This is a genomic window from Geomonas diazotrophica, assembly GCF_019063885.1.
GTDB lineage: Bacteria > Desulfobacterota > Desulfuromonadia > Geobacterales > Geobacteraceae > Geomonas > Geomonas diazotrophica.
Genome location: NZ_CP077684.1, coordinates 2,796,872 through 2,817,703 on the forward strand (window position 1 = coordinate 2,796,872; position 20,832 = coordinate 2,817,703).

24 protein-coding genes and 1 tRNA gene are annotated in these 20,832 nt (G+C 57.2%); 10 read left to right on the forward strand and 15 right to left on the reverse strand.

The annotated features are described in order from the left end of the window. Positions 1-7: 7 nt before the first annotated feature. On the reverse strand, positions 8-820 hold the full coding sequence (locus KP003_RS12150; RefSeq protein ID WP_216788532.1) for an electron transfer flavoprotein subunit beta/FixA family protein: 813 nt from the start codon (positions 818-820) through the stop codon (positions 8-10). A gap of 219 nt (positions 821-1,039) precedes the next feature. Between KP003_RS12150 and KP003_RS12155 the strand changes: the two genes are divergently transcribed. Then, complete coding sequence (locus KP003_RS12155) at positions 1,040-1,897, forward strand: energy transducer TonB (protein ID WP_216788534.1); 858 nt, start codon at positions 1,040-1,042, stop codon at positions 1,895-1,897. Here the strand turns inward: KP003_RS12155 and galU are convergent. The 7 genes from galU to KP003_RS12190 all read right to left on the reverse strand — a co-directional run bounded on the left by galU (position 1,894) and on the right by KP003_RS12190 (position 5,924). Beyond that, entirely contained in the window at positions 1,894-2,760 is an 867-nt protein-coding gene (galU, locus tag KP003_RS12160; protein ID WP_216497835.1) for a UTP--glucose-1-phosphate uridylyltransferase GalU, read from the reverse strand. The two genes, KP003_RS12155 and galU, sit on opposite strands and share 4 nt — an antisense overlap. 280 nt (positions 2,761-3,040) lie before the next feature. Then, complete coding sequence (folD, locus tag KP003_RS12165; RefSeq protein WP_216497836.1) at positions 3,041-3,886, reverse strand: bifunctional methylenetetrahydrofolate dehydrogenase/methenyltetrahydrofolate cyclohydrolase FolD; 846 nt, start codon at positions 3,884-3,886, stop codon at positions 3,041-3,043. A 174-nt stretch (positions 3,887-4,060) separates the two neighbouring features. After that, positions 4,061-4,300, reverse strand: coding sequence for an FmdB family zinc ribbon protein (locus KP003_RS12170; RefSeq protein WP_216497837.1), 240 nt, complete (start codon positions 4,298-4,300; stop codon positions 4,061-4,063). Between the two features lie 85 nt (positions 4,301-4,385). After that, complete coding sequence (locus tag KP003_RS12175; protein ID WP_216497838.1) at positions 4,386-4,844, reverse strand: CBS domain-containing protein; 459 nt, start codon at positions 4,842-4,844, stop codon at positions 4,386-4,388. After that, positions 4,841-5,152, reverse strand: a complete 312-nt coding sequence (locus KP003_RS12180) for a DUF167 domain-containing protein (protein WP_216497839.1) — start codon at positions 5,150-5,152, stop codon at positions 4,841-4,843. The genes KP003_RS12175 and KP003_RS12180 overlap by 4 nt, the downstream gene beginning before the upstream one ends. Beyond that, positions 5,149-5,595: a DivIVA domain-containing protein gene (locus tag KP003_RS12185; RefSeq protein WP_216497840.1), complete on the reverse strand. Its 447-nt coding sequence runs from the start codon at positions 5,593-5,595 to the stop codon at positions 5,149-5,151. Before KP003_RS12185 ends, KP003_RS12180 begins: the two co-directional genes overlap by 4 nt. Beyond that, positions 5,592-5,924, reverse strand: a complete 333-nt coding sequence (locus KP003_RS12190) for a YggT family protein (RefSeq protein WP_216497841.1) — start codon at positions 5,922-5,924, stop codon at positions 5,592-5,594. Before KP003_RS12190 ends, KP003_RS12185 begins: the two co-directional genes overlap by 4 nt. A gap of 244 nt (positions 5,925-6,168) precedes the next feature. Here KP003_RS12190 and KP003_RS12195 point away from each other — a divergent pair. After that, positions 6,169-6,266, forward strand: a tRNA-Sec gene (locus KP003_RS12195). A 154-nt stretch (positions 6,267-6,420) separates the two neighbouring features. On the opposite strand, the gene KP003_RS12200 is transcribed toward KP003_RS12195, so the two are convergent. Next, positions 6,421-6,639 carry a VF530 family protein gene (locus tag KP003_RS12200; protein ID WP_216497842.1) on the reverse strand — a complete coding sequence of 73 codons (219 nt, stop codon included), beginning with the start codon at positions 6,637-6,639 and terminating at the stop codon, positions 6,421-6,423. Positions 6,640-6,769: 130 nt separating this feature from the next. On the opposite strand from KP003_RS12200, the gene KP003_RS12205 reads away from it, so the two are divergent. Further along, positions 6,770-7,480: a fatty acid desaturase CarF family protein gene (locus tag KP003_RS12205; RefSeq protein WP_216497843.1), complete on the forward strand. Its 711-nt coding sequence runs from the start codon at positions 6,770-6,772 to the stop codon at positions 7,478-7,480. An 816-nt stretch (positions 7,481-8,296) separates the two neighbouring features. Here KP003_RS12205 and KP003_RS12210 read toward each other — a convergent pair. Next, a complete protein-coding gene (locus KP003_RS12210) occupies positions 8,297-8,728 on the reverse strand; it encodes a hypothetical protein (RefSeq protein WP_216497844.1) in 432 nt (143 codons plus the stop codon). Positions 8,729-9,047: 319 nt separating this feature from the next. Then, positions 9,048-10,862, reverse strand: a complete 1,815-nt coding sequence (locus KP003_RS12215) for an alpha-amylase family glycosyl hydrolase (RefSeq protein WP_216497845.1) — start codon at positions 10,860-10,862, stop codon at positions 9,048-9,050. 974 nt (positions 10,863-11,836) lie between these two features. Between KP003_RS12215 and KP003_RS12220 the strand changes: the two genes are divergently transcribed. The 4 genes from KP003_RS12220 (at position 11,837) to KP003_RS12235 (ending at position 15,474) form a co-directional block, all read left to right on the forward strand. Beyond that, on the forward strand, positions 11,837-12,151 hold the full coding sequence (locus tag KP003_RS12220; RefSeq protein WP_216497846.1) for a BON domain-containing protein: 315 nt from the start codon (positions 11,837-11,839) through the stop codon (positions 12,149-12,151). A 95-nt stretch (positions 12,152-12,246) separates the two neighbouring features. After that, the gene (locus tag KP003_RS12225) at positions 12,247-12,396 is read left to right on the forward strand and encodes a lmo0937 family membrane protein (RefSeq protein WP_216497847.1); all 150 of its coding nucleotides are present in this window, start codon (positions 12,247-12,249) and stop codon (positions 12,394-12,396) included. A gap of 127 nt (positions 12,397-12,523) precedes the next feature. Next, positions 12,524-12,946, forward strand: a complete 423-nt coding sequence (locus KP003_RS12230; RefSeq protein WP_216497848.1) for a hypothetical protein — start codon at positions 12,524-12,526, stop codon at positions 12,944-12,946. A 764-nt stretch (positions 12,947-13,710) separates the two neighbouring features. After that, complete coding sequence (locus KP003_RS12235; protein ID WP_236026761.1) at positions 13,711-15,474, forward strand: sigma 54-interacting transcriptional regulator; 1,764 nt, start codon at positions 13,711-13,713, stop codon at positions 15,472-15,474. 9 nt (positions 15,475-15,483) lie between these two features. Here KP003_RS12235 and KP003_RS12240 read toward each other — a convergent pair whose 3' ends face one another. From KP003_RS12240 to KP003_RS12255, 4 genes are all read right to left on the reverse strand, one after another. Then, entirely contained in the window at positions 15,484-15,726 is a 243-nt protein-coding gene (locus tag KP003_RS12240; protein WP_216497849.1) for a hypothetical protein, read from the reverse strand. A gap of 170 nt (positions 15,727-15,896) precedes the next feature. Continuing rightward, positions 15,897-17,018 carry a sigma 54-interacting transcriptional regulator gene (locus KP003_RS12245; RefSeq protein WP_217299639.1) on the reverse strand — a complete coding sequence of 374 codons (1,122 nt, stop codon included), beginning with the start codon at positions 17,016-17,018 and terminating at the stop codon, positions 15,897-15,899. A gap of 314 nt (positions 17,019-17,332) precedes the next feature. Further along, a complete protein-coding gene (locus tag KP003_RS12250; protein WP_239027522.1) occupies positions 17,333-18,265 on the reverse strand; it encodes a PAS domain-containing protein in 933 nt (310 codons plus the stop codon). Positions 18,266-18,357: 92 nt separating this feature from the next. After that, positions 18,358-18,648, reverse strand: coding sequence for a sll1863 family stress response protein (locus tag KP003_RS12255; RefSeq protein ID WP_216497851.1), 291 nt, complete (start codon positions 18,646-18,648; stop codon positions 18,358-18,360). Between the two features lie 491 nt (positions 18,649-19,139). Between KP003_RS12255 and KP003_RS12260 the strand changes: the two genes are divergently transcribed. From KP003_RS12260 to KP003_RS12270, 3 genes are all read left to right on the forward strand, one after another. Further along, positions 19,140-19,457: a hypothetical protein gene (locus tag KP003_RS12260; protein WP_216497852.1), complete on the forward strand. Its 318-nt coding sequence runs from the start codon at positions 19,140-19,142 to the stop codon at positions 19,455-19,457. 36 nt (positions 19,458-19,493) lie between these two features. After that, complete coding sequence (locus tag KP003_RS12265; protein ID WP_216497853.1) at positions 19,494-20,369, forward strand: sensor histidine kinase; 876 nt, start codon at positions 19,494-19,496, stop codon at positions 20,367-20,369. Positions 20,370-20,473: 104 nt separating this feature from the next. Next, the gene (locus KP003_RS12270) at positions 20,474-20,788 is read left to right on the forward strand and encodes a BON domain-containing protein (protein WP_216497854.1); all 315 of its coding nucleotides are present in this window, start codon (positions 20,474-20,476) and stop codon (positions 20,786-20,788) included. The last annotated feature ends 44 nt before the right edge of the window (positions 20,789-20,832 follow it).

A 20,832-nucleotide genomic window follows, 5' to 3' on the forward strand; every position in this document is an offset into this window, starting at 1 on the left:
ATTTAGATTAGAGAGCCAGGAGATCCTTCTCCAGCATCTTGTCGATGAGCAGCTGCGCCGCCCCTTCCGGGTCGTGCACCCCGTCCCCCAGCATCTCCCCCTTGGCCCGCTCGGGCGAGAAGATGCGGCTCACCCAGGTGGGGGAGCCCTTGAGGCCGATGCCGTTCACGTCGAGCTGCAGCACCTTGTTGTCCCAGACCTCGACCTGGGCGTCGGCCGACTCGAGACGCATGGCCACGGTCGGGTAGCGCGGGCGGTTCAGCTCGCGCACCACGGTGAGGAGCACCGGCAGCGGGGCCTCCACGTGCTCGTGGCGCCCTTCCAGCTTGCGGCTCACCCGGATCTTCTTGCCGGAGAGGTCGAGCTCGTCGACCCTGTCCACCAGGGTGAGCTGGGAGAAGTTGAGCCGGGTGGCGATGCCGGGGCCGACCTGGGCGGTGTCGCCGTCGATGGTCTGCTTGCCGCAGATCACCACCCCCACCTCCTCTTCCTTTGCCAGCCTCTCGATGGCGGCGGCCAGCACCTTGCTGGTGGCCAGCGTGTCAGCGCCGCCGAAGCTGCGGTCGGAGAGGAGCACGGCGCGGTCCACACCCTGGGCCAGCGCCTTTCTGAGCGTCGCCTCGGCGTTGGGGGGGCCCATGGAGATGGCGGCCACGCGGCAGCCGAAGCGGTCCTTGAAGCGGAGCGCCTCCTCGACGGCATGGGTATCGTAGGGGTTGACGATGAAGGGGACACCCTCGCGGATCAGGGTGTTGGTGACGGGATCGATCTGTACCTGGGTTGTATCGGGAACCTGCTTTACGCATACCACTACGAGCATAGGGACCTCGGGTGTTTTGATGCCTTCAGGGTACTAGAGAATTGGGGAAAAAAGTTGACCTAGGTCAAGGAGCGGATGTTTACGGAAGGGTCCGGGAGAGTTAGCTGAGTCACGGTGCCCGGTCGCCCCCCCAAACCCCTTGCTTTTTACCTGATGATCTTCTACCATCACGCGAGTTCAGGTGGCCACTACACACCCGGAACAAGCGGGTGGAGATACATGTCCGACAGATACATCGAAAAAAACTTTCTCTACCTGCTGGCGCTGTCACTGCTGTTCCACGTAGCGGTATATCTAGTTATCATGATAATCCCCCCGGAACAACCCAAAACGGCACCGGAACCTACCATGGTTGACCTGACCGACCTGCCGGACCTGACGCCGCAACCGCAGCCGCAGCCCCCCAGGGAAAAACCGGAGCCCAAGCCCGAGATCAGGCGGTACGCGGAAAAACCGCAGCGTGTTGTCAAGGAGATGGCGCCGAAGGGGCGGGACGAGATGGACCGGATGCTGCCGAAAACGCGGCCGCTGCCGCAGTCGAGCCGCCCGGCGCCGGCGCAGAGAGTGCCGGTACCGCCTCAGGCGGCGCAGCCGACCCAGGAGCCGCTGCCCCCCGGCCAGGGGATCTTCAAGCCCAAGACGGCCCAAGTCCCCGACCGCGCCAAGCTCTTTCCCAGCGCCACCAGGATGGCGCGCCTGGAGGAGAGCTACCGGGAGAAGTACCGCAGCGAGGTCGAGGAGGGGGACACCCGCTTCCTCAACACCGACGACATCATGTTCGGCTCGTTTTTACGCCGCCTGGAGACGGCGATCTACGGGGTGTGGCACTACCCGCAGGCGGCCCTCGTGCGCGGCATCGAAGGGACCACGCCGGTCCGGATCACCTTCAACCGCAGGGGCGAAATCGTCCGCGTCGACATGCTGGAAAGCTCGGGGAGCAAGATCCTCGACGACGAGGTGCTGCGCACCCTGAACGCCCTGGGGCCGATCGGCTCCTTCCCCAAGGGGTACACCGGCGAAACCTTCAAGCTGATCGCCTTCTTCCACTACGGCAGCGGCAGCGGCAGGCTGCACTAGCAGGAAAGCCGCTGCCTCAAAAACGCCTCGAAATCCCCGTTGAACTCGTCGCGCTTGAGCGCCATGTCCACCGTCGCCTTCAAAAAGCCCAGCTTGTCGCCGCAGTCGTGGCGCACGCCGTCGAAACGGCAGCCGTAGATCGGCTCCTTGCGCGATAGCGTCTTGATGGCGTCGGTCAACTGGATCTCTCCCCCCTTGCCCGGTTCCTGGTTCTCCAGGATCGGGAAGATCCCCGGCGTCAGGATATAGCGGCCGATGATGGCCAGGTCCGAGGGAGCCTCCGCGACCGGCGGTTTCTCCACCAGGTCCAGCACCTCGAAGGCGCGGTTGGAGAGGTGGTTCGCCTTGACGCAGCCGTAGGAAGAGATGGTCTCGATGGGGACCTGCTCCAGGGCGAGCACCGGCGAGCGGTAGCTCTCGTAGGTCTGCAGCAGCTGGGCCAGGCAGGGTTCCTGGGCGTCGATGATGTCATCCCCCAGAAGGACGGCGAACGGCTCGTCCCCCACGAAGTCCTTGGCGCAGAGGATGGCGTGGCCAAGCCCCAGCGCCTCCTTCTGCCTCACGAAGAAGATGTTGGCCATCTCCGCGATCTCGCGCACCTGTTGAAGTTCGTGGTCCTTACCCTTCTCGTAGAGAAGCGACTCAAGCTCAAAGGAGATATCGAAGTGGTCCTCGATCGCCCTCTTGCCGCGGCCGGTGACGAAGAGGATCTGTTCGATCCCCGAGGCTACCGCCTCCTCCACCACGTACTGCACCAGCGGCTTGTCGATGAGCGGCAGCATCTCCTTGGGGGTGGACTTGGTGGCCGGCAGGAACCTGGTGCCCAGGCCCGCGACCGGAAAGACCGCCTTCTTAACGCGCATAGCGAACTCCTTGGTCACATAGAAGAAATAGTTGCAGCGGACCTGCACCCGCTATGTATCCCGCAACGCCGCTCCCCTTCCCCTTCGGAAAGGATGTGCCCGGCACGGGACCGTTCATCCTGTAGGGGCGAATAATCATTCGCCCGCCTTTGCTCCCCCTCCCCTTGCGGCAGATTGTGCCGAAACGGTCCGAGGTGCCACGAAGCGCCGCAGCTGCCCCAGCGTCCCCCCCTTTGCGAAGGGGGGACAGGGGGGATTTGCTTTTAAGCCTTTTAAGCGCCTACATCCCTCTCTTGGCCGACTCCAGCGTGTTCTGCAACAGCATGGTGATGGTCATCGGCCCCACGCCGCCGGGAACCGGGGTGATGGCCGAGGCACGCTCGCTGGCAGCCGCGTACTCCACGTCCCCCACCAGCTTCTTCTCGCCCACGCGGTTCACGCCGACGTCGATGACCACCGCCCCCTCCTTGATCCAGGAGCCCTTGATCATCTCGGGAACGCCCACCGCCGCGATGACGACGTCGGCCTGGGCCACCTTGCCGGCGAGATCGCGGGTCTTTGAGTGGCACAGGGTCACCGTGGCATTTTGCTGCAGGCACATGAAGGCGACCGGCTTGCCCACGATGTTGGAGCGCCCGACCACGACCACTTCCTTGCCGGAGAGCTCGACTCCCGCCTCCTTGAGCATCACCATGACGCCGTAGGGGGTGCAGGGCTGGAAGAGCGGCTTGCCGATCACCAGGCGCCCCACGTTGTAGGGGTGGAAGCCGTCGGCATCCTTATCCGGAGAGATCGCCTCCAGGACGCGCTCGGTGTTGATCTGTTTGGGGAGCGGCAGCTGCACCAGGATGCCGTGGATCTTGGGGTCCGCGTTCAGCTTCTCGATCAGCGCCAGAAGCTCCGCCTCGCCGGTCTCGGCCGGGAGCTTGTACTCGTCCGAGAAGATCCCCACATCAGCGCATGCCTTCTCCTTCATGGAGACGTAGACCTTGCTGGCCGGGTCCTCCCCCACCAGTACCACGGCGAGACCGGGGACGATCCCCTTTTCCTTGAGTCGAGCAGCCTCTGCGCTGATCTCAGCGCGGATCTTCGCCGCGATGGCCTTCCCGTCGATGATTTTCGCCATTAACGTGCACCCCTTTTTTCACTGGAATATGCAGGCGCGGTGCGGGCGCGCGGCCCCACCGGCGTCAGGTTTTAAGCTGTCGATAATAAGTAAAGAGAGATTTTTTGTAAAGGACTTTGCCGGGAAAACGGGACAAAAAAAGCCCCCCGCGAACGGGGGGCTGGTGGGTCTGGATCAGGAGGCCGAGGGGCAGCCGGCGCAGCTTCCGCCGGAGGGGCAGGAAGGTGCCGCCTTGGAGCCGCCGTAACCGTCTCCGTACCATCCTCCCCCTTTCAGCGAAAAGCCGGACTGGGAGATCAGCTTCTCGACCGGGCCGCCGCAGGCGGGGCACTCGGAAGCGGGCGCGTCGGAGAACTTCTGGCGCAACTCAAAGGTATTATTGCAGCTTTTGCATTGATACTCGTAAAGTGGCATTTCTCTACTACCTCCTAATAAACTGTGACACCGGCCAAAAGACGGCTAAGGGCAGAATTAATATAAGGACCCGGCACCATATTTGTCAAGGGGCAAGCTGGAGGCTCTGGGAAATTGCGAAGAGCAGGCGCGAGCGGTAGATGATGCCGACCACCTTCTTGCCGTCCACGACCGGCACCCTCTGGAAGCGGTGGGTGAGGAAGAGACGGGCCACGTCGCTTACGCTGGCGTCCTGGGTTACCGAGATGGGCTGGTGTTCCATGATGGCGGAGATGGGAAGATCCTTGATGCGGTCGCACAGGGAGCCGAAGAAAGCGGGGTCGGATTTTCCTTCCGGCGCGCCGTCCATGATGGCCGTGATGATGCTGAGGGGCGTCAGGATCCCGGCCAGCCCTCCCCTGTCGTTGACCACGATCAGGCCCGGCGCCGCGTTCAGAAAACTCTCGTCGCCAAAGTTGCTCTTCATGATCCGGACCGCCTCTGCCACCGTGGTCCTGGTGGTGATGGACGGCACGTCCGTTACCATAATGTCTTTCGCCTTCATGGATGCTCCTTGTTTATTTTGAATAGGGAGAGAAGATCATCCTGCTCCACCCCCTCCACCCTCACTACCTTGTGCCGGGACTTGGCCCCGGACTTGATGCTCACCTTGGACTTGGCGATGCCGAGGCTCTTGGCGATCAGCTCGACGCACTGCTTGTTGGCCGCGTCGTCCACCGGCGGCGAGGTGAGCCTGACGCGCAGCTCGCCGTCCTTGGGGCCGCAGATCTCGCTGCGCGAGGCGCGCGGCTGCACGTGCACCGTGAAGAGAAACCCCTCCGGCGTCTGCGTTACCCTTACCTCCTCGCTCATTTATCCAGGGCGAGCAGCTTGTAGTAGGTGTCCAGGAGGTTCTTGAAGCCGGACTCGAACTGGAGCTTGTCCCGTTTGAGATCCTGGATCTGGTTGTTCAACTGCACCAGCTTGTTCTCGGCATCGGCGATGATGCGCTCCCCCTTGAGCTCCGCCTCGGAGATCATGAGGTGCGCCTCCTTCTGGGCGTTGGCCTTCATCTCCTCGGTGATGCGCTGGGCCGCCAGCATGGTCTCGCGCAGCTGCACCTCGCGGGCCTCCATCTCGGCCATCGCGGTGGCGTTGCGGTTGAGGCGCTCCTTCAGGTCGTTGTTCTCCCTCATGAGCTCTTCCATCTCGCCGGCCACCATCTGCAGGAAGGCGTCGACGTCCTCGGGGTCGAGCCCCCCGAGCATCTTGCCCTTGAACTGCTGCTGCTGGATGTCCATCGGAGTTATTTTCACAGGGTGCCTCCTCCCTTGAGCTGGTTGCTGAAGATCATAAGGTAGGTGTAGGCGGTATCGAAGACGATGATCTGCACCAGGTAGATGAGGGCGAAGAGGACCAGCGGCGAGAGGTCGAGCATCCCGGTGTTGGGCATGTAGCGGCGGATGCGGCGCAGTGCGGGCTCGGTCACGCGGTAGATGAAGCTGACGATGGGGTTGTAGGGGTCGGCGTTGACCCAGGAGATGATGACGCTGGCGAGCAGGATGTACTTGTAGATGGTTAACAGACCGCTGGCCAACTCGACAATCTTCGCAAGGGCCAAGAGGATGTTGGCAAGCAGGATCATTTATCCCCCTCTGAGCATGGTGGTAAAGCAAGCCAAGCTATACAGAAATCACGATGGTTTGTCAAGCTTCCCGGGTACAGTGGGCGCATCGCAACTATCGGCAAAGAAAGAACTTTTATGATGAGGCAACAAATTAAGGGGACACGGGTGCGGGTATTGCCGGCGGCGGGGTGGGGGCGCATATTCAATATTACATATTGACTAAAAGTTGGCGATGCTTTACAAACGTGCGAACAGTAAATGAGGAAGCACCACCGTCGCTGGTGGGCGGCCTGGTCTTCAAAACCAGTGAGGGGGGTGAGAAACTTCCCTGGTGGGTTCGATTCCCATGTGCTTCCGCCATTATCTTTCCGCATCATTTTCGGTAGGGGCGAATAAACATTCGTCCCTTCTTTCGTATGGGGTAACAAGGGGAGGCCCATATGATCATAAGTTTCATCGAGAATCTTATGAACTTATGGGCGGCCCTCTGGCTCCCGGGAGGCGCTGTTACGCTCTACATCTTCAACCGCAGGTACATCTCCTCGACCTTGTCTCTGGCCCAGGGCGTCCTTCTTAGGAACTTGAGGCTGGAGGAAATGCTGGGGGTGTGGGTAAAACAGCGAATGTCGATCCGCCTTCCCAGCTCTTCCCAGCCAAGTTCCTCCACCAATTCGGTGAGAATCATCTTCAAAGTGACGCCGTGGAGCGGATCGGTCGGCGATTGAGTGGTCATCGTTTCTTCCTGTGGCTGTTAGCTGCAAGTCTGAACAAGGGGCGTGCTGTTGATATGGCCCATTTGCTCAAATAAGTCAACGGAATCAGTCGGCTCAGGGTAGAGCCATGATGAGGAGACGGTAGTGGGGTTGGAAGAGAAACAGAGACAGTTCAATGCAGCCATGGAGTTGTATAACACACGGAAGGGTTATAAGCGTTTCGGCCTGTTGGTTTCGTTCGCCAACGTGAGCCTGCAGACCTGGCTAGTCTGGTGCATCCTGCCGCTGCCCATAGGCATCGCCGGAGAGCTGACCGCACTACTGGTCGCGTGGATTCTTGCCGACTTTCTGAATGGCCTGGTGCATCTGTTCATGGACCACAATGATGACTACGACTCGCTCTACGGACCGCTGATCGCCAGTTTTCACCTGCACCACAAGATGCCTCGTTACGGGCAGAAGTGTTTGCCGGCTGTCTACTTCCTCGAGTCCGGCTCCAAAATCTGGCTTGTCCCCTGCCTGGCTTTACTGGCGGTAGCAGCAGGATTCTTTCGGCTACATCCGCTGTTATTTCATACCCTCGTCTATGCCGGAATCCTTTCCTCCGTGGCTGAGGTCTCCCACTACCTCTGCCACAACTCGATGTCGCCCGCCGTGGTTTTCCTGGGCAACTGCCGAATTCTCCTGTCCAAGCGGCATCACGCTATTCACCACATGCAGGACAACGTGAACTACGCATTCCTGAACGGCGTCACAGATCCTGTCATAAACCTCATAGCCGCCAGATTTCCCCAGGGGTACAAGCACAACACCGACCTCCATTACGCCACCTATTCAGGCGAAACCGGCTCGCACCAGTGACACAAGGGCAGATGACAAGCGTAAGCCGCACCCTTATTTACGTTTATCGCCTTATGCGTAAATAGCGTCAAACCACTTCAGCTGACCGTTAAGCGACCGGGACATTCCAGGGCAACGGCTCAAAAGTGCCTCACCTCACCCTCCTCCGGGTCTTCACACAAGACCGACGGATGCAACGACTGACGAAAACCCGTTGCCTAGGAACATTAGCCACTATGAGGACTGCTGATTAAACGAAAAAACAAAAAAGAAATGGTACCTTACGTGTGACAACTTCTAAATCGCCATTTATATCTCGTAAATCACTATTTATCTTATACAAGTCCCAGCTCATAACTTCTACATCGTGATTTACAACTTCTGAATACTGGTTGATAAGTTGTAAATCCCAATTTATAACTTATCAATAACGGTTTACAACTTATATATCGCGAGTGAGAAGTTATACATCCCGATTGATAACTTCTCACTCACGATGCATAAGTTATGCATCGCGGTTTAGAAAAAGTATATCGGGGCTTATAAATCAGGGAGCGCGGTTCGGAACTTTCAAATAGCTGCTTACAAAACACCACCCGCAGATGACAACTTATACACAGCTATTTAGAAGATATAACTCGCGGTTTACAAGTTGTGCATCGTAATGGACGGATTATCTGGAGCAGGAAAGAGGGCTTAGGCGGGTGACAGCCCGCGGCTGTCAGGCATTAAGGAGAGTAATAAAGGCTTGCAACGAAAATCCTCCGGGGTGCCTGGCTGCACCACGGAGGATTTTTTGTTAGGGCTTGGCCCTTGACCTGGAAATGGTGAGCCGGATCAGGTCGGCGTACCGCCCTCCTCCCCTTCCTTTGCGGCACGCGCTGCACTGAGAGCTGCGTTAGCGGCCTTGGTCCTTGCGCGCCCCCTTTTCTCTTTGGCGAGGGTGAACCCCGAGGCGAGAAGGATTTCAGGATTGCGCACAGCAGCCATTTCCAGGATGGAGGCGACCTCGTCCAGGTTGAGGACCAGTTGTGCCTGAAGAAGCTCGCGTTCCGCAATCACCACCCTGCTCCCCAGCATCGACTCGTGATACACCGCATCGTGCTTGGCCGATGCGGCAAGATAGTATTCCACCAGGGTCGGATGCACCCCCCAGAACGAATCCGGAAACCTGGTCTTGTCAGCCAGGGAACTCACTACCCCCTGGTTGAACTCATGAAACTTCGTTGGCGGCATGTTGTGATAGTCCCGAACAATTCTGGAGCCCACGTCGCACCTCCTTTCCTTCGCCTGAGCGCAAGGCTTAACCTTAATTTATTTTAATAATTTCCCTGCCCCCATCAGATTACAACCTGGAGCAAGTAAAGCAAGCGCCCGGTGGCCAGATAATTCATTTCCACCGTCTCCCGGCCATCATAGGGATACTGGCCGCGATCGCCGTGCCCCAATCAGTCCTCGTTCAGAATGTGTCTCACGAGGTGCTGGCACTTTGGAAACTCACGAGCAAGAAGTCGAAGTTGTTTCGTTTCCAGGCGATTTTTCCCACGGGTCGACGCATCTACTGGAAACGCTGATACAAGCGGAGCCATCACTGGGAAAAGATCAGCACGCTGTAGGGCCCCAGAGAAACTGTGGCGTGACAGGGGAGTCCGTCGCACTCGCCCGTTTCGGCACCGGCGTCGCTGCTCGGATGATCAGAGAAGGCTTCGCTGTACCCCTGCCAATCGCTGTTGAAGCGCAACCTCCAGATCCCTTCGGCCGGAAAGCCGACAACGTATCCCTCCTGCGGTTCTCTGAAGAAATTGGCGACCACAACGACGTCGTCTCCAGCTCCTCCCTGGTCCCAGCGGTGGAAGGCGATGACCTTGGCCTCCTCGTTCAAGTGGTGCACTTGGGTGAACTGCCCGCACAGGCCGCGGGTGAAACCGGCGCGGTTGAGTCGCAGATGGATAAGGTCCCGGTAGAGCCGGACGATGCCGCAGAACTCGTCGCGCTGATCCCAGTCCAGCGGGACCGTGTCGCGGAACCATTCCCCTTCGAGAAACTCCTGCCCCTGGAACAGCATCGGTATGCCGGGAGCCGTAAAGACTAGGGCGGCGGCCAGGGTAGAGCGTTTCTGGGCGTACCATCCCTTGGGGTCCCCGGGATTTATCTCCTGAGGCACGCGGGCCTTGCCGTTGGCCACCTCGTCGTGGCTTTCGCTGTAGATGACCCGATCGAAGGCGTCGTCGTTGTAGCGGTAACAAATGGCGTCCCGGACGGAGGCAAGCGAGCGTGCTTGGTCATCGGGGGTTATCACCGCCTGGCGTATGGGATGCACGAACATGGCGTCCCACTGCGATCCGAAGCCGGCGCCCCCGGCACCCACGGCCTTGGTGAGCCAGCTGTTGTTCTGCAGATCCTCGGCTATGGTGATACGGCCGGGGAACTGCTGGGCGACCTGTTCGTTCAGCCACTGCAAAAGACTCCACCCCTCCGGAAGGTCGTTTTCTGTCGACCCGTCGACACTCCTGATGAACTGGGTGCAGTCGTAGCGCAACCCGTCCACATGGTATTCCTTAAGCCACATGAACACGTTGTCGGATATGAACTGGCGCACCTCGCCCTGGCCGTAATTGGGGCGTGTCTCCCCCCATGGGGTGTGGGACCGGCCGTCGTTGTAGAAGTAGATGCCGCCCAGCCCGTTTTCGGACCAGCCGTCGAACTGCCACAGATCGAGATCGTTTGGGCCCAGGTGGTTGTACACCACGTCGAGGATCACCGCGACCCCTTGGCTATGGGCACGTTTGACGAAACGTTTGAAGGCCAGAGGGCCTCCGTAGCTCAGTTCGACGGAGAAGATATGGGCAGGGTTGTACCCCCAGGACCGGTCGCCGGCAAACTCGCCCACCGGCATGATCTGGATGGCATTGACTCCCAGTTTTTTCAGATGCCCCAGGCGGGCCGCGATCGAGTCGAACTGGGCAGCCGCGTTGTCATCCTCCTGGTCATTGAAAGTCCCGACATGCAGCTCGTAGATGACCAACTCGTTCCAGGGAGCCAGGTGGAAGTCGTCGCCCCAGTCAAAGCTCGGATCGTGGACCACTGCATCGCCAGTGGAACCGGTCACCTCGCGGGCATAGGGGTCGATGCGCTTGAGCTCCCCCTTTTCGGTAGTGAGCAGGAACTTGTAGGCGTCGCCGACTTTGGCCCCAGGCACATCGGCAAACCAGTTGCCGTTCTCCTCGGCCTGCAGGGGGTTCTTGGCGCCATCCCAGTCATTGAACGTCCCGATGACCGATACCCGAGTGGCATGCGGGGCCCAGACGCGGAATCCGACTCCCCCAGCGTGCGGGGTTGCCCCCATCCCCCCGCCCCTATCCCCTTTGAGCTCTTTCTCCTTGACAGTGATCTCTTTGCTCATGGTCACAGTCCTCCGGCAGCCCTATCTGAGCAGCCCACTTCGCGTACCAGGAAACCAGGCTCCACTCACCCAGAAGCCATCAAAGGCCACAAGGCCGCAAGAATGCCGGTGGTAGTCATGGTTCTTCCTTTATGGGACGATACACCTTTATGTGACGGAAAACCTCTTCCCTGCCGAGTTTCCCAAACTTCAGAAATCCTCTGTCCAAAATCTTCATTGCCCATCTCCTTAATGGTGATTTCATCCTGGTTTAGCCAGCGCAGGAGGCCGGATTCCTCTTAATTTGCTACTAGCGTGCCGAGTTAATCCAAGCAACCTTGAGAACACAAGAGTCTGAATGCACGAGGAATAATTGGAGGGGCAAGGATGAGTGCGGGGAGAAACCGCAAGGGGTACCCGTCATTTATGGCATAACCGCCATATGCGGTGGGTATGGCTTGGTACGCCCCAGGTCGCCGTTGCGCAGGTATTCGGGTATTTTAAAAAACGGGAGCAAGCCACAGCCGCGGACCATCTCTGGCGCACTAACGGCCCTGCCTTCCCCCCCCCTGTTGCGGCCCTATAGATAAAAGCATGACCTCGAGCTGAAACAAAGGACAACCTGTGACACGATCGATGTGGGTGTCAGACCCGACGCCGGCAGCTACAACTGCTCGGATCCCGAAATGGAGGTGGATAATAGCAGCGGAAAGGCTCTTCCTGCAGAAGAGTACCCCGTCCCGACGCGGGCGTGACTCGGCCGAACTGGAGACCGCAGTGGAACGATGCTGAAGCGACCTGCCACATATCAAAGTTCCGCCACATGTGGCGGCCGCCCACCTTTTGCCGGGCATCCCGTGGCTTCACTCGGCAGCTAACGATCAGCTATGACAGGTTATTATTACGGCCGTACTCGAATCCGGCAATTGGCTTGCCAATTGCAAATAAAGGGTACCGCAGCGTATTCAAACCGTTTATTAAAAGGAGACGACATCATGCTAAAACTGCAGCGTATCTTGAGGCTACTGGTTTGTGCCGGGCTGGTAACAACGTCCTTTGGCTGTGCGTCCACCAGGACCCATGAAAGCCCCGGCGAGTACGTCGACAACACAGTCATCACAACCAAGGTAAAAGCAGCCATCTTCAACGAGTCTTCGCTGAAAACCATGCAGATAAGCGTCAAGACCTACAAGGATGAGGTTCAATTAAGCGGTTTCGTTGATTCGGCAGAAAGCGTTGCCAAGGCGGGAGAAATCGCCAGGCGCGTTCCTGGCGTCGGGTCTGTAAAAAATAACCTGTTAGTAAAATAGCCGCCGGGACAGTAATTCCCCGGGCAGGTTGCAAATCTTGACCTTGAGAACCGATACAGGCTAAGGCTGACGCAGTCAGACCTGGGGAGGTTAGTATGCTTTGGACTATATGCGCGATCTTGATAGTACTTTGGCTGGTTGGGCTGGTTACCTCCTATACCATGGGTGGCCTGATTCACATTCTTCTCGTGATTGCCATCATTGTAGTAGTGGTACAGCTCATCCAGGGACGCAGATCCATTTAGGACGCACCCCCCATAAGCCAGTAAGGGCTGCGCTCCCTTTCTGACAGGGGGCGGTCCAAAGGTGCGAGGTACCCTTCCTTGTCGGGCATGACAGACAAGGAGGGGTACGAGGCGCCAGGGAGGTAACATGAGGGTTTCAAGCACCATTATCGCGGCGGTGTGCATGATATTACTGGTCAATGCTGGAGCCTGCCTGGCCATCGACCAATCGATTTGTACTCCCGGCGAGATCGCCTACTATCCTGGCGGGCAATTGAAATCCTGCACACTGAAGGATGATGTCATCGTAAGTGGCGTTAAATGCAAGCAGTATGCGTCCGTCACCCTGTATCAGTCAGGAACCCTTCAAAGTTGCGTCACAAGCGACTATTTCAATTACGGAGATATTACCTGCAACCAGTACGGCCTGGTCAGTTTCCATGCAAACGGCAAACTGGACACCTGCAATCTTTCCAAATCGCTGACGATCGACGGCAAGACCTGCGCCGCATTCGAAAACATCTCGCTTTTCGAAAACGGGAAACTGAAGTCCTGCAGCGCCCCTCATTGACCGGCGCCGGCCACCTGTGACAGGAGGCGGGAAGAGGCCGTAGCGTAGCGCTCCGGAACCGTTACAGCAAGCGCAGGAACCGATCGATAAACCACTCCCCCACCCTGTGGACAAGGGACCTTCTTTCCCCCTCTTCAAGCAGAATCGGCTTGGAACCGGCCAGATCCTTTGGAAACATATGCCTTGAGTGCGAGGTCCTTGTTAAGACAACCGCATTCACCTCGTCATTGCTTAACAGGCTCAGGTAGTCCAAGTAGTTGCCCCCCGTGGACGATACTCCTTCTATAACCTTAGCTTCACTCGTAAAAAGGAGTTGCTGGGCCCGCCCCTGCCTTAAAAAGTCCCCAATAATGCTACCGTTGTGGGTGCCAGCTTGGAATCGGTGACGCCGGACCTCCGACCCCGGGTGCACGTTAACCTACGGGATCAGGTCCTATGCAAGGAGCCGATGGGGAACCTACATGCCGAAGCATGTCGCTTTATAAGAATATGTGCATAAAACTGAATTTATATTAAAAGGGAAAATGCAGCCGATCCTTGAGTAGGGAACGAGTCACAGAGTGCAGCCACCTTAAGTATAACTGTCATATGTAGCAGCATAAAATTTTGGCATTAGTCATATACGGAAATGGGTGTTATCATAAAATGCGAATCCAAAAACCATCCTACTATTTAATGTACACAAACAAATGTTAGATTTGTTTTAATAATTTAAACATCTGTGTAAATTTTTGCCCTGAGTATTGGGACACAAGAGGTGACAGATGGGCATTGACAAAAACAAAGGCCTTTTGAATACGATCGCCAAAAAACGCCCCACCGGACAGCACCGGTTAAGTGCCCAATCGGTTGCATCGCCCCCGCTGACAAAGGAGGCGATGCTGAGGCTTGTTCAGCAGCTTGAAATCCACCAGATCGAACTTGAATCGCAGAACGAGGAGTTGCGCCGGGCCAGAGAAGCGCTTGAGGTCTCGCGCAACAGCTACGCAGAACTCTACGACTTTGCCCCCGCAGGCTATTTCACCTTCGATGTCAACGGGGTGATTCGGCAGGTAAACCTTACCGGCGCCAATCTATTGGGGGTGGAACGGCACCTGCTGGTAGACACGCCCTTCACCCGGTATATCGCCGACGCACAAGGAAGGGAGCTTTTCCCCCGGCACCTGGCAAATGTCGCCCAGAATTCGAGTCTACAGCAGTGTGAAATCAGGCTCAAAGGGAAAGGCGATTCTATCGTCTACACCCAGTTTCGCAGCGTCAGGGTCGACGACAGCAGCAGCTCGCATATCCGTATCTTTTGCTCGGTGGTTGACGGTACCATTGCCAGGCGCCTGAAGGAGGACCTGCAAAAGTCTCATGACAATTTCGAGTCAACCGTGTCGGAGAGGACCGGAGAACTGGCGAGGGCAAATCAGATGCTCGCACGGGAAGTTGAGGAACGCAAGAAGACGGAGGAGTCGCTCCAAGATGCCTGTTCCGAGATAAAGCGTCTGAAGGACCGGCTCCAGGCCGAAAACATCTACCTGCAGCAAGAGGTTGCCCGGCAGTACAACAGCTGCGAGATTATCGGACAAAGCGAAGCCCTTTCGCAGGTAATGGCCCGTATAGAACAGGTAGCCCCCATGGATGCGACGGTTCTCCTGCAGGGCGAGACCGGTACCGGCAAGGGAATGGCGGCGCGGGCCATCCACAGAAGCTCTGCCCGCAGAGAGCGCCCCATGATAACGGTCAACTGCACTACGCTGCCGGCTACCCTTGTAGAGAGCGAGCTTTTCGGGCGGGAAAAGGGGGCTTTCACTGGGGCTTTTGCAAGGCAGATCGGGCGCTTCGAACTGGCCGACGGCGGCACCATATTCCTTGACGAAATCGGCGATTTGCCGCTTGAGTTGCAAAGCAAACTGCTCAGGGTCATCCAGGACGGGGAGTTCGAGCGATTGGGCGCCAACCATACCATTAAGACCGATGTACGTATCATCGCGGCTACCAACCGAAATCTGGAACAGGAAATCCGGACCGGCAGGTTCCGGGAAGACCTCTACTACCGGCTCAACGTATTTCCGATCTCGATGCCACCACTTAGGCAGCGCAGTGAAGACATACCGCTGCTGGTTGATTTTTTCCTCGCCAAGTTCAACAAGAAAATCGGCAGGGAGATCACAACCGTACCGAGTGAGACCATGCGTACCTTGCAGAAATACCACTGGCCCGGCAACGTGCGGGAATTGGAGAGTGTAATCGAGCGGGCGGTAATCACAAGCCAAGGGAGCACGCTGCAGGTACTGGACCAGTTCAACAATTTCCGCATGAAAGAGGATGCAGCAAATAACACAGGGCAGACATCGAATGAAGAGAGGGAGGGGGGGGAAGATATCAAAACCCTCGTCGATCTGGAACGCGACTACATCCTCGGTGTGCTGCTGAAAACAGGTTGGCGCATCGAGGGAGCCAGTGGCGCGGCAGGGATACTCGGACTCAATGCCAGCACCCTGCGCGCCCGTATGCGGAAATTCGGAATCATCCGTAAATAGTTGGCAACTTCATGGCTTATGCTTCGATTCTTGATCGCGCTTTAACTTCCTGCAGCCTTCTATCAGTGCAATTTTCTGGGTCTCGATGGCTGCCTCACAGGAACGTTCATCTTCGGCGGTCAATGGCGCTGTACCGTTTCTCGACTCAAGCAGGTTTTCTATATTAGACTCGATCCCTCGTACGAACCCGATGAATTCTCTATATTGTCTTTCTTTGATGTCTTCTGTCTTGTCCTTGATGCTGATATCCATGGCAGTCTCCTTTTATTGGTATTCCTGGTCCTACGCCTTGCGTTTCGTGCCGGCGCAGTATGAATTGTCGAGGTAGCGGGACAGGTTGGCGAACCCGCCCTGGATTGCCGGCTCAGGGGATAGGGGAGCGATATATGTGACAGTCGTTGGGCAGGCAAACAGTTGATCCTTCACTGGTCACGCCTGTACTGGCGCAGGATGCCGAATTTCCGCATCCGTGCCCGAAGCGTGCTGGGATTAAGCCCGAGGAGTACGGCCGCTCCGCGATCCCCCTCGATGCGCCAACCTGTTTTTTGCAGCACGTTGAAGATGTAGCCACGTTCCAGTTCGGCAAGTGCCTTGATCTCCATCTCCCCAGTACGAATGATGCCGGACTTTTCCCAAACCTGCAGTTCGCCCCCATGGCCGGTGATCAACGCCCGCTCGATGATGTTCTCGAGCTCCCTGACGTTTCCGGGCCAGTGGTAAGACTGCAGGTCGCCTAGTGTAGCGCTGGAGACGCTTGCTGCCTTCTTGCCGATTTGCCCGTAGTGTTTGGCAAGGAAATGATCTACGAGCAGCGGGATGTCTTCTTTGCGCTTCCGAAGGGGGGGGATGGTGATGGGAAATGCGCTGAGGCGGCAGAACAGGTCCTCCCGAAACCTGCCAGCCCGAACCTCCGGCTCCAAGTCCCGGTTGCTTGCCACAATGACCCGCACATCGACCTTTATGGTGCGAGGGCTGTCCATACGCTGGAGTTCCCCGTCCTGGATGAGTCGGAGCAGTCTCCCCTGCAGTTCCGGTGACAGTTCGGCGATCTCTTCAAGGAGTATCGTGCTTGCATCGGCCAGCTCGAAACGCCCGATCTGCCGCCCCTCGGCTCCGGCACACTCTCCACTCTCCCACCCGAAGAGCTCGCATTCGACCAGGTTCGGAGGCAGTGCCGCTAGGTTGACCGTGACCATAGGCCGGTCCCTGCGAGAGCTTTTGTTGTGGATGGCGTGTGCCGCTACTCTCTTCCCCGTGCCGGCCTCTCCAATCAGCAGCACCGTCGTATTCAGGAAAGCTGCCTGTTCGACCCTCCGCAGGAGCTGCAAAATGGCGTTGCTTCTACCAATGACCTCGCCGAAGTTATACGTCTTGGCTATCTCCTGCTGCATGTATCTGTTCTCGGCCTGAAATCTGTCTTTCAAGCGCTTTATCTCCGCATAGGCGCCAAGGAGTGATCCCTCCGCCCTCTTGCGTTCCTCTATCTCCTGGGTCAGCTGCATATTCGCCCGGGCCAGGTCGTTGAGTCGTCTGTCCACCTCCATCCACCTCCACCCCCTCTCCGCTTCCCGTCAGGGACGGATTTCGCAACATGCGTGCCAGACAAAGCCGCCTGTGATGGAGGGTTCAAGCTGCCGATTAAACAGGGAAAAACCAGAGAAGGGATTCGGTGGGAGAGATAAGGCGTCGAGGGGAATCCGTCAGGTTTACCATAACTGCTACATATGACGGAGAGCCTTATGGCAGATGTTGGCGGGTGAGACCGATAAGGGGTGAAATCTTCAGCGGTAGCGGAAGCAATTGGCTTGACTTCGATCCTGAACCCAGCGCGCCGCTGGGAGATTAACCAACTGCCAAATTATAACGAACTCCCTGCTGCAACAAGCTTCTCAAGCCTCGCAATTTCCTCGCGCAAACCCGCCTCCAGGGCCTTGGCAGCGGTGATATCGGAAAAGGTGATCACCACCCCGTCGATTACCTCCTCCATGGTGCGGTAAGGCATGATGCGCACCAGATACCACCCCCCGTCGGCGGTGGCAATCTGCCTCTCAGAAAAGACCAGAGTCCGCAGTACCTCCTCCGCCTCCTCGATGATCTCAGGATAGTGCAGGTGGCTCACGATGTCACCCAGAGGACGCCCCACGTCACCCGGGATCAGCTTGAAAAGTTTATTGACCCCCTTGGTAAAGCGCCGGATGCGGAATTCGTTGTCCAGGAAGATGGTAGCTATTTCCGTGGAGTTCAAAAGATTCCTCATGTCGTTGTTTATCCGCGCGAGCTCGTCCATCTTCGACTGCTGCTCGGCGTTCACCGTCTGCAGCTCTTCGTTTAATGACTGCATCTCCTCCTTGGACGTGGTCAGCTCCTCGTTGGTGGACTGGAGCTCTTCGTTGGTGGATTGAAGCTCTTCGTTGGCTGACTTCAGCTCTTCTTGCGAGGACTGCATCTCCTCGCAGGTGGTCTGCAGCCTTCCCCGCAACTGCTGGAGTTCCTGCTCCAACTCGAGAACCCTGGCGTGATCGGATAGAGAGCCCTTGGCCCTAGTCGACCGTTTCCCCCCTGGAGTTGTAGCCTGGTCGATAAAAACGATCATCACCATCCCACTGAGCACCTCCGGCTCTTCTATGGCCCGGACGGTGACGTCAACGGTCTGCGTACTGCCCCCCTCAGCGATCTTGACCCCCTTGAGGATAACGGCCTCCTTTTGCCGGAGTGCCTTCTCGAACGCGATCCTCAGATCATAACTGAGTCCTTCGCGCGCCATGGCGAAGATATTCCAACCTTCACTCACATCCGCTTGATGGGCGCCTGGTCATACAAAGGTTCTCTTGGCGAAGAAGGCAAGCACTGCTATATTGAGAGAATAATTATCAACTGTTAAGCTTATTTTATTTTCATCACTGCGTCATGCAGGATGGTTCTGATCTCACCCAGGACCTGCTCAGTCCCCACTTTCAGATCCTCCCATTCGTCATCGCTTGCAACCGCAATCCTCTGCAACCGTTCACTTGCATCATCGTACTTGCGCTGCAAAGCCGCGATGGCTTGATGGTAATCCGAACTGGACTCCGCGGTGGCGGCGCTCGCCACCTTGTCCTTTAGCCGGTCGATCTGGTTATTCCATTCCACCATCTGCGCCGAGAGTTTCTCCACATACTCTTTTTGCTTGTCCATGTGTACCTCCTCCCACGCTGCCATACTGAACAAACCAGGTATTTCTTACTTTAAGAAGCTCTGAGGTACAACTAACGTGCCAGTTAAAACTCCTGACGTCTTAGAAGCTAAGACCTTGATATACTGCATATCCGCGAACTTTACCAATCACTGAGCACGGTAGCCGCCCAACAAATCTGTCGTATTTGGCGGTGCCGCAACATATGGAGGCCTGCCGGCGTAACGCGCGAGTTGCCATTGGCTGGGTCTCAAAAGAACCGGGATACCTTCTACCGCTAAGATAGCCGTAGGCCGTCATATGTCCCAGTTATGTCAAACATGACGGATCAGTTACGCCTGGATTTCGGCACCATCCCGACCCCCTTTCCAAATAGTCCCCTCATTTCAGATGATTTCGCTCTCGCTCTCCCTCGGGTCGTCTCTGGCGTGAAAGTTGCGAAGTCCCCTCTCAGCAGCAGACCAGTGAATTGTGATCTCACAAGGGAGAAGCTATGCAATCAGTCAGGATATCAGTCGACTTGTTTACAGCGCTCACCGGGGCACTGTTAACCATCAGTCCCATGACTTCGAGAGCGGCAGAACATGCACCAAATGCTTACGGTGAACCGTCTGCAACGTATGCCCCGGAACAAGTCTTCACCCCGGACGTCGGTGTAGCGGCCTGGAGTGATCTGTCGGTGGAAAGCGATGTCGTGAGGCACGCGAAAGAAAGGATCCCACATGGAGGTTCCGAACAAGACGATCTCTCCGGAGCGCTGCTGGAGGAAATGGTCAAAATGGACCAGGGCCAGCCTGTAAAAAGACCATGACCACTGAGCCGCAGCCGCTCCCGGAAAGGACATCATATGCGCATGGAAACTGAGACGCTCGGAAAGGGCCAAAAGCAGATACATGGAGACCGGGTGCCTAATGAAGTGAAAAGCCAGCAGGGCGGAGCCTCGCCATGGCGCCGCCCTGCGCAGGACCAGATCCGCGCTCTCCCCCCTGAGAATGAGCTCCCCCTGAGCCACGCCGATCAGCCGCGCGTGCAGCAGGAGTTGCAACTCATGACCGAGGCCAATAGCGATCTGGAGGCATTCAACGCCACCATTGCCCACGACCTCTGCTCAGCGATTACGGCCATCAGTGGCTATTGCCAGCTGCTCAGCGAGATTTGCCGGAACCAGCTCGATGACCAGGGGAAGGCATACCTCGAGTGCATCTATGATGCGACACGGGACACGAAACAGCTCATCGCGTCCTTGCTCAACTTTTCACGCGTCAGCCGCATCGAGTTGAGCCGGGAAAAAGTAAACTTGAGCGAGATGGCAAAAGTGGTGGCGAAGCAGCTGAGGCTCTCGTCACCGGCGCGGAGGGTCACCTTCCGAATCGCCCCGGGAATCAGCGTTGAAGGCGACCCTGGACTTTGTCGCAGCGTCCTGGACAACCTCATCGGCAACGCCTGGAAGCATAGCATCGGTCGTAAAACGACAGTCATAGAGTTCGGCACGATCCCAATGGCAGGGCAGACGGCCTATTTCGTCCGGGACAATGGGCCGGGATTTGACATGGCGTTTGCGGACCGGCTCTTTGTCCGTTTCCAGCGCCTGCCCGGGACCACCGCTGAGGGACACGGCATCGGCCTTGCCACCGTCGACAGAATCGTCAGACGCTACGGCGGCCGGGTCTGGGCCGAGAGCAAACCCGGGGAAGGCGCGACCTTCTTTTTCACCATGGGATGACCTGCTGACAACGGATGGTATTTGCATGACCAAGTCTCCAAAGGTCAGGTATCCCAGCTGCTACCGTTGAGACGGGAAATTCGAGCTTGAAAGGAGAGGCCATCATGTTAAAACCGCGTCGCGTTTTGAGACTTATCGCCTGCTTCGCACTGCTAAGCGCATGCCCGGCATACGCTGGTGCGCAGAACCAGGAAAGCACGGGTCAGTATGTCGACGACTCGGTGATCACGGCCAAGGTGAAGAGCGCCATATTCGGCGACCCCACGCTTAAATTGCTGCAGATAAAGGTAACAACCTACAAGGGTGTAGTTCAGTTGAGCGGGTTCGTCGATTCGAAGCAGAGTGCCGACAAGGCAGGGGAAGTCGCACGGGAGGTCAAGGGCGTCGTGTCTGTGCAAAACGACCTTATCGTGAAATAGCCGTTCATCTCGCTCGACAAAGGAAGACCTGCTCCGGCGGGTCT

Bases quoted from the DNA above. Each gene is read 5' to 3' on its own strand.
- KP003_RS12215 (WP_216497845.1), bottom strand. From the start codon at position 10,862: ATGAGCAAAGAGATCACTGTCAAGGAGAAAGAGCTCAAAGGGGATAGG.
- KP003_RS12200 (WP_216497842.1), bottom strand. From the start codon at position 6,639: ATGACCACTCAATCGCCGACCGATCCGCTCCACGGCGTCACTTTGAAG.
- KP003_RS12260 (WP_216497852.1), top strand. From the start codon at position 19,140: ATGCAATCAGTCAGGATATCAGTCGACTTGTTTACAGCGCTCACCGGG.
- KP003_RS12245 (WP_217299639.1), bottom strand. From the start codon at position 17,018: ATGGAGGTGGACAGACGACTCAACGACCTGGCCCGGGCGAATATGCAG.
- KP003_RS12175 (WP_216497838.1), bottom strand. From the start codon at position 4,844: ATGAAGGCGAAAGACATTATGGTAACGGACGTGCCGTCCATCACCACC.
- KP003_RS12235 (WP_236026761.1), top strand. From the start codon at position 13,711: ATGGGCATTGACAAAAACAAAGGCCTTTTGAATACGATCGCCAAAAAA.
- KP003_RS12170 (WP_216497837.1), bottom strand. From the start codon at position 4,300: ATGCCACTTTACGAGTATCAATGCAAAAGCTGCAATAATACCTTTGAG.
- KP003_RS12190 (WP_216497841.1), bottom strand. From the start codon at position 5,924: ATGATCCTGCTTGCCAACATCCTCTTGGCCCTTGCGAAGATTGTCGAG.
- KP003_RS12225 (WP_216497847.1), top strand. From the start codon at position 12,247: ATGCTTTGGACTATATGCGCGATCTTGATAGTACTTTGGCTGGTTGGG.
- galU (WP_216497835.1), bottom strand. From the start codon at position 2,760: ATGCGCGTTAAGAAGGCGGTCTTTCCGGTCGCGGGCCTGGGCACCAGG.
- KP003_RS12220 (WP_216497846.1), top strand. From the start codon at position 11,837: ATGCTAAAACTGCAGCGTATCTTGAGGCTACTGGTTTGTGCCGGGCTG.
- KP003_RS12270 (WP_216497854.1), top strand. From the start codon at position 20,474: ATGTTAAAACCGCGTCGCGTTTTGAGACTTATCGCCTGCTTCGCACTG.
- KP003_RS12180 (WP_216497839.1), bottom strand. From the start codon at position 5,152: ATGAGCGAGGAGGTAAGGGTAACGCAGACGCCGGAGGGGTTTCTCTTC.
- KP003_RS12155 (WP_216788534.1), top strand. From the start codon at position 1,040: ATGTCCGACAGATACATCGAAAAAAACTTTCTCTACCTGCTGGCGCTG.
- KP003_RS12265 (WP_216497853.1), top strand. From the start codon at position 19,494: ATGCGCATGGAAACTGAGACGCTCGGAAAGGGCCAAAAGCAGATACAT.
- KP003_RS12240 (WP_216497849.1), bottom strand. From the start codon at position 15,726: ATGGATATCAGCATCAAGGACAAGACAGAAGACATCAAAGAAAGACAA.
- folD (WP_216497836.1), bottom strand. From the start codon at position 3,886: ATGGCGAAAATCATCGACGGGAAGGCCATCGCGGCGAAGATCCGCGCT.
- KP003_RS12150 (WP_216788532.1), bottom strand. From the start codon at position 820: ATGCTCGTAGTGGTATGCGTAAAGCAGGTTCCCGATACAACCCAGGTA.
- KP003_RS12255 (WP_216497851.1), bottom strand. From the start codon at position 18,648: ATGGACAAGCAAAAAGAGTATGTGGAGAAACTCTCGGCGCAGATGGTG.
- KP003_RS12230 (WP_216497848.1), top strand. From the start codon at position 12,524: ATGAGGGTTTCAAGCACCATTATCGCGGCGGTGTGCATGATATTACTG.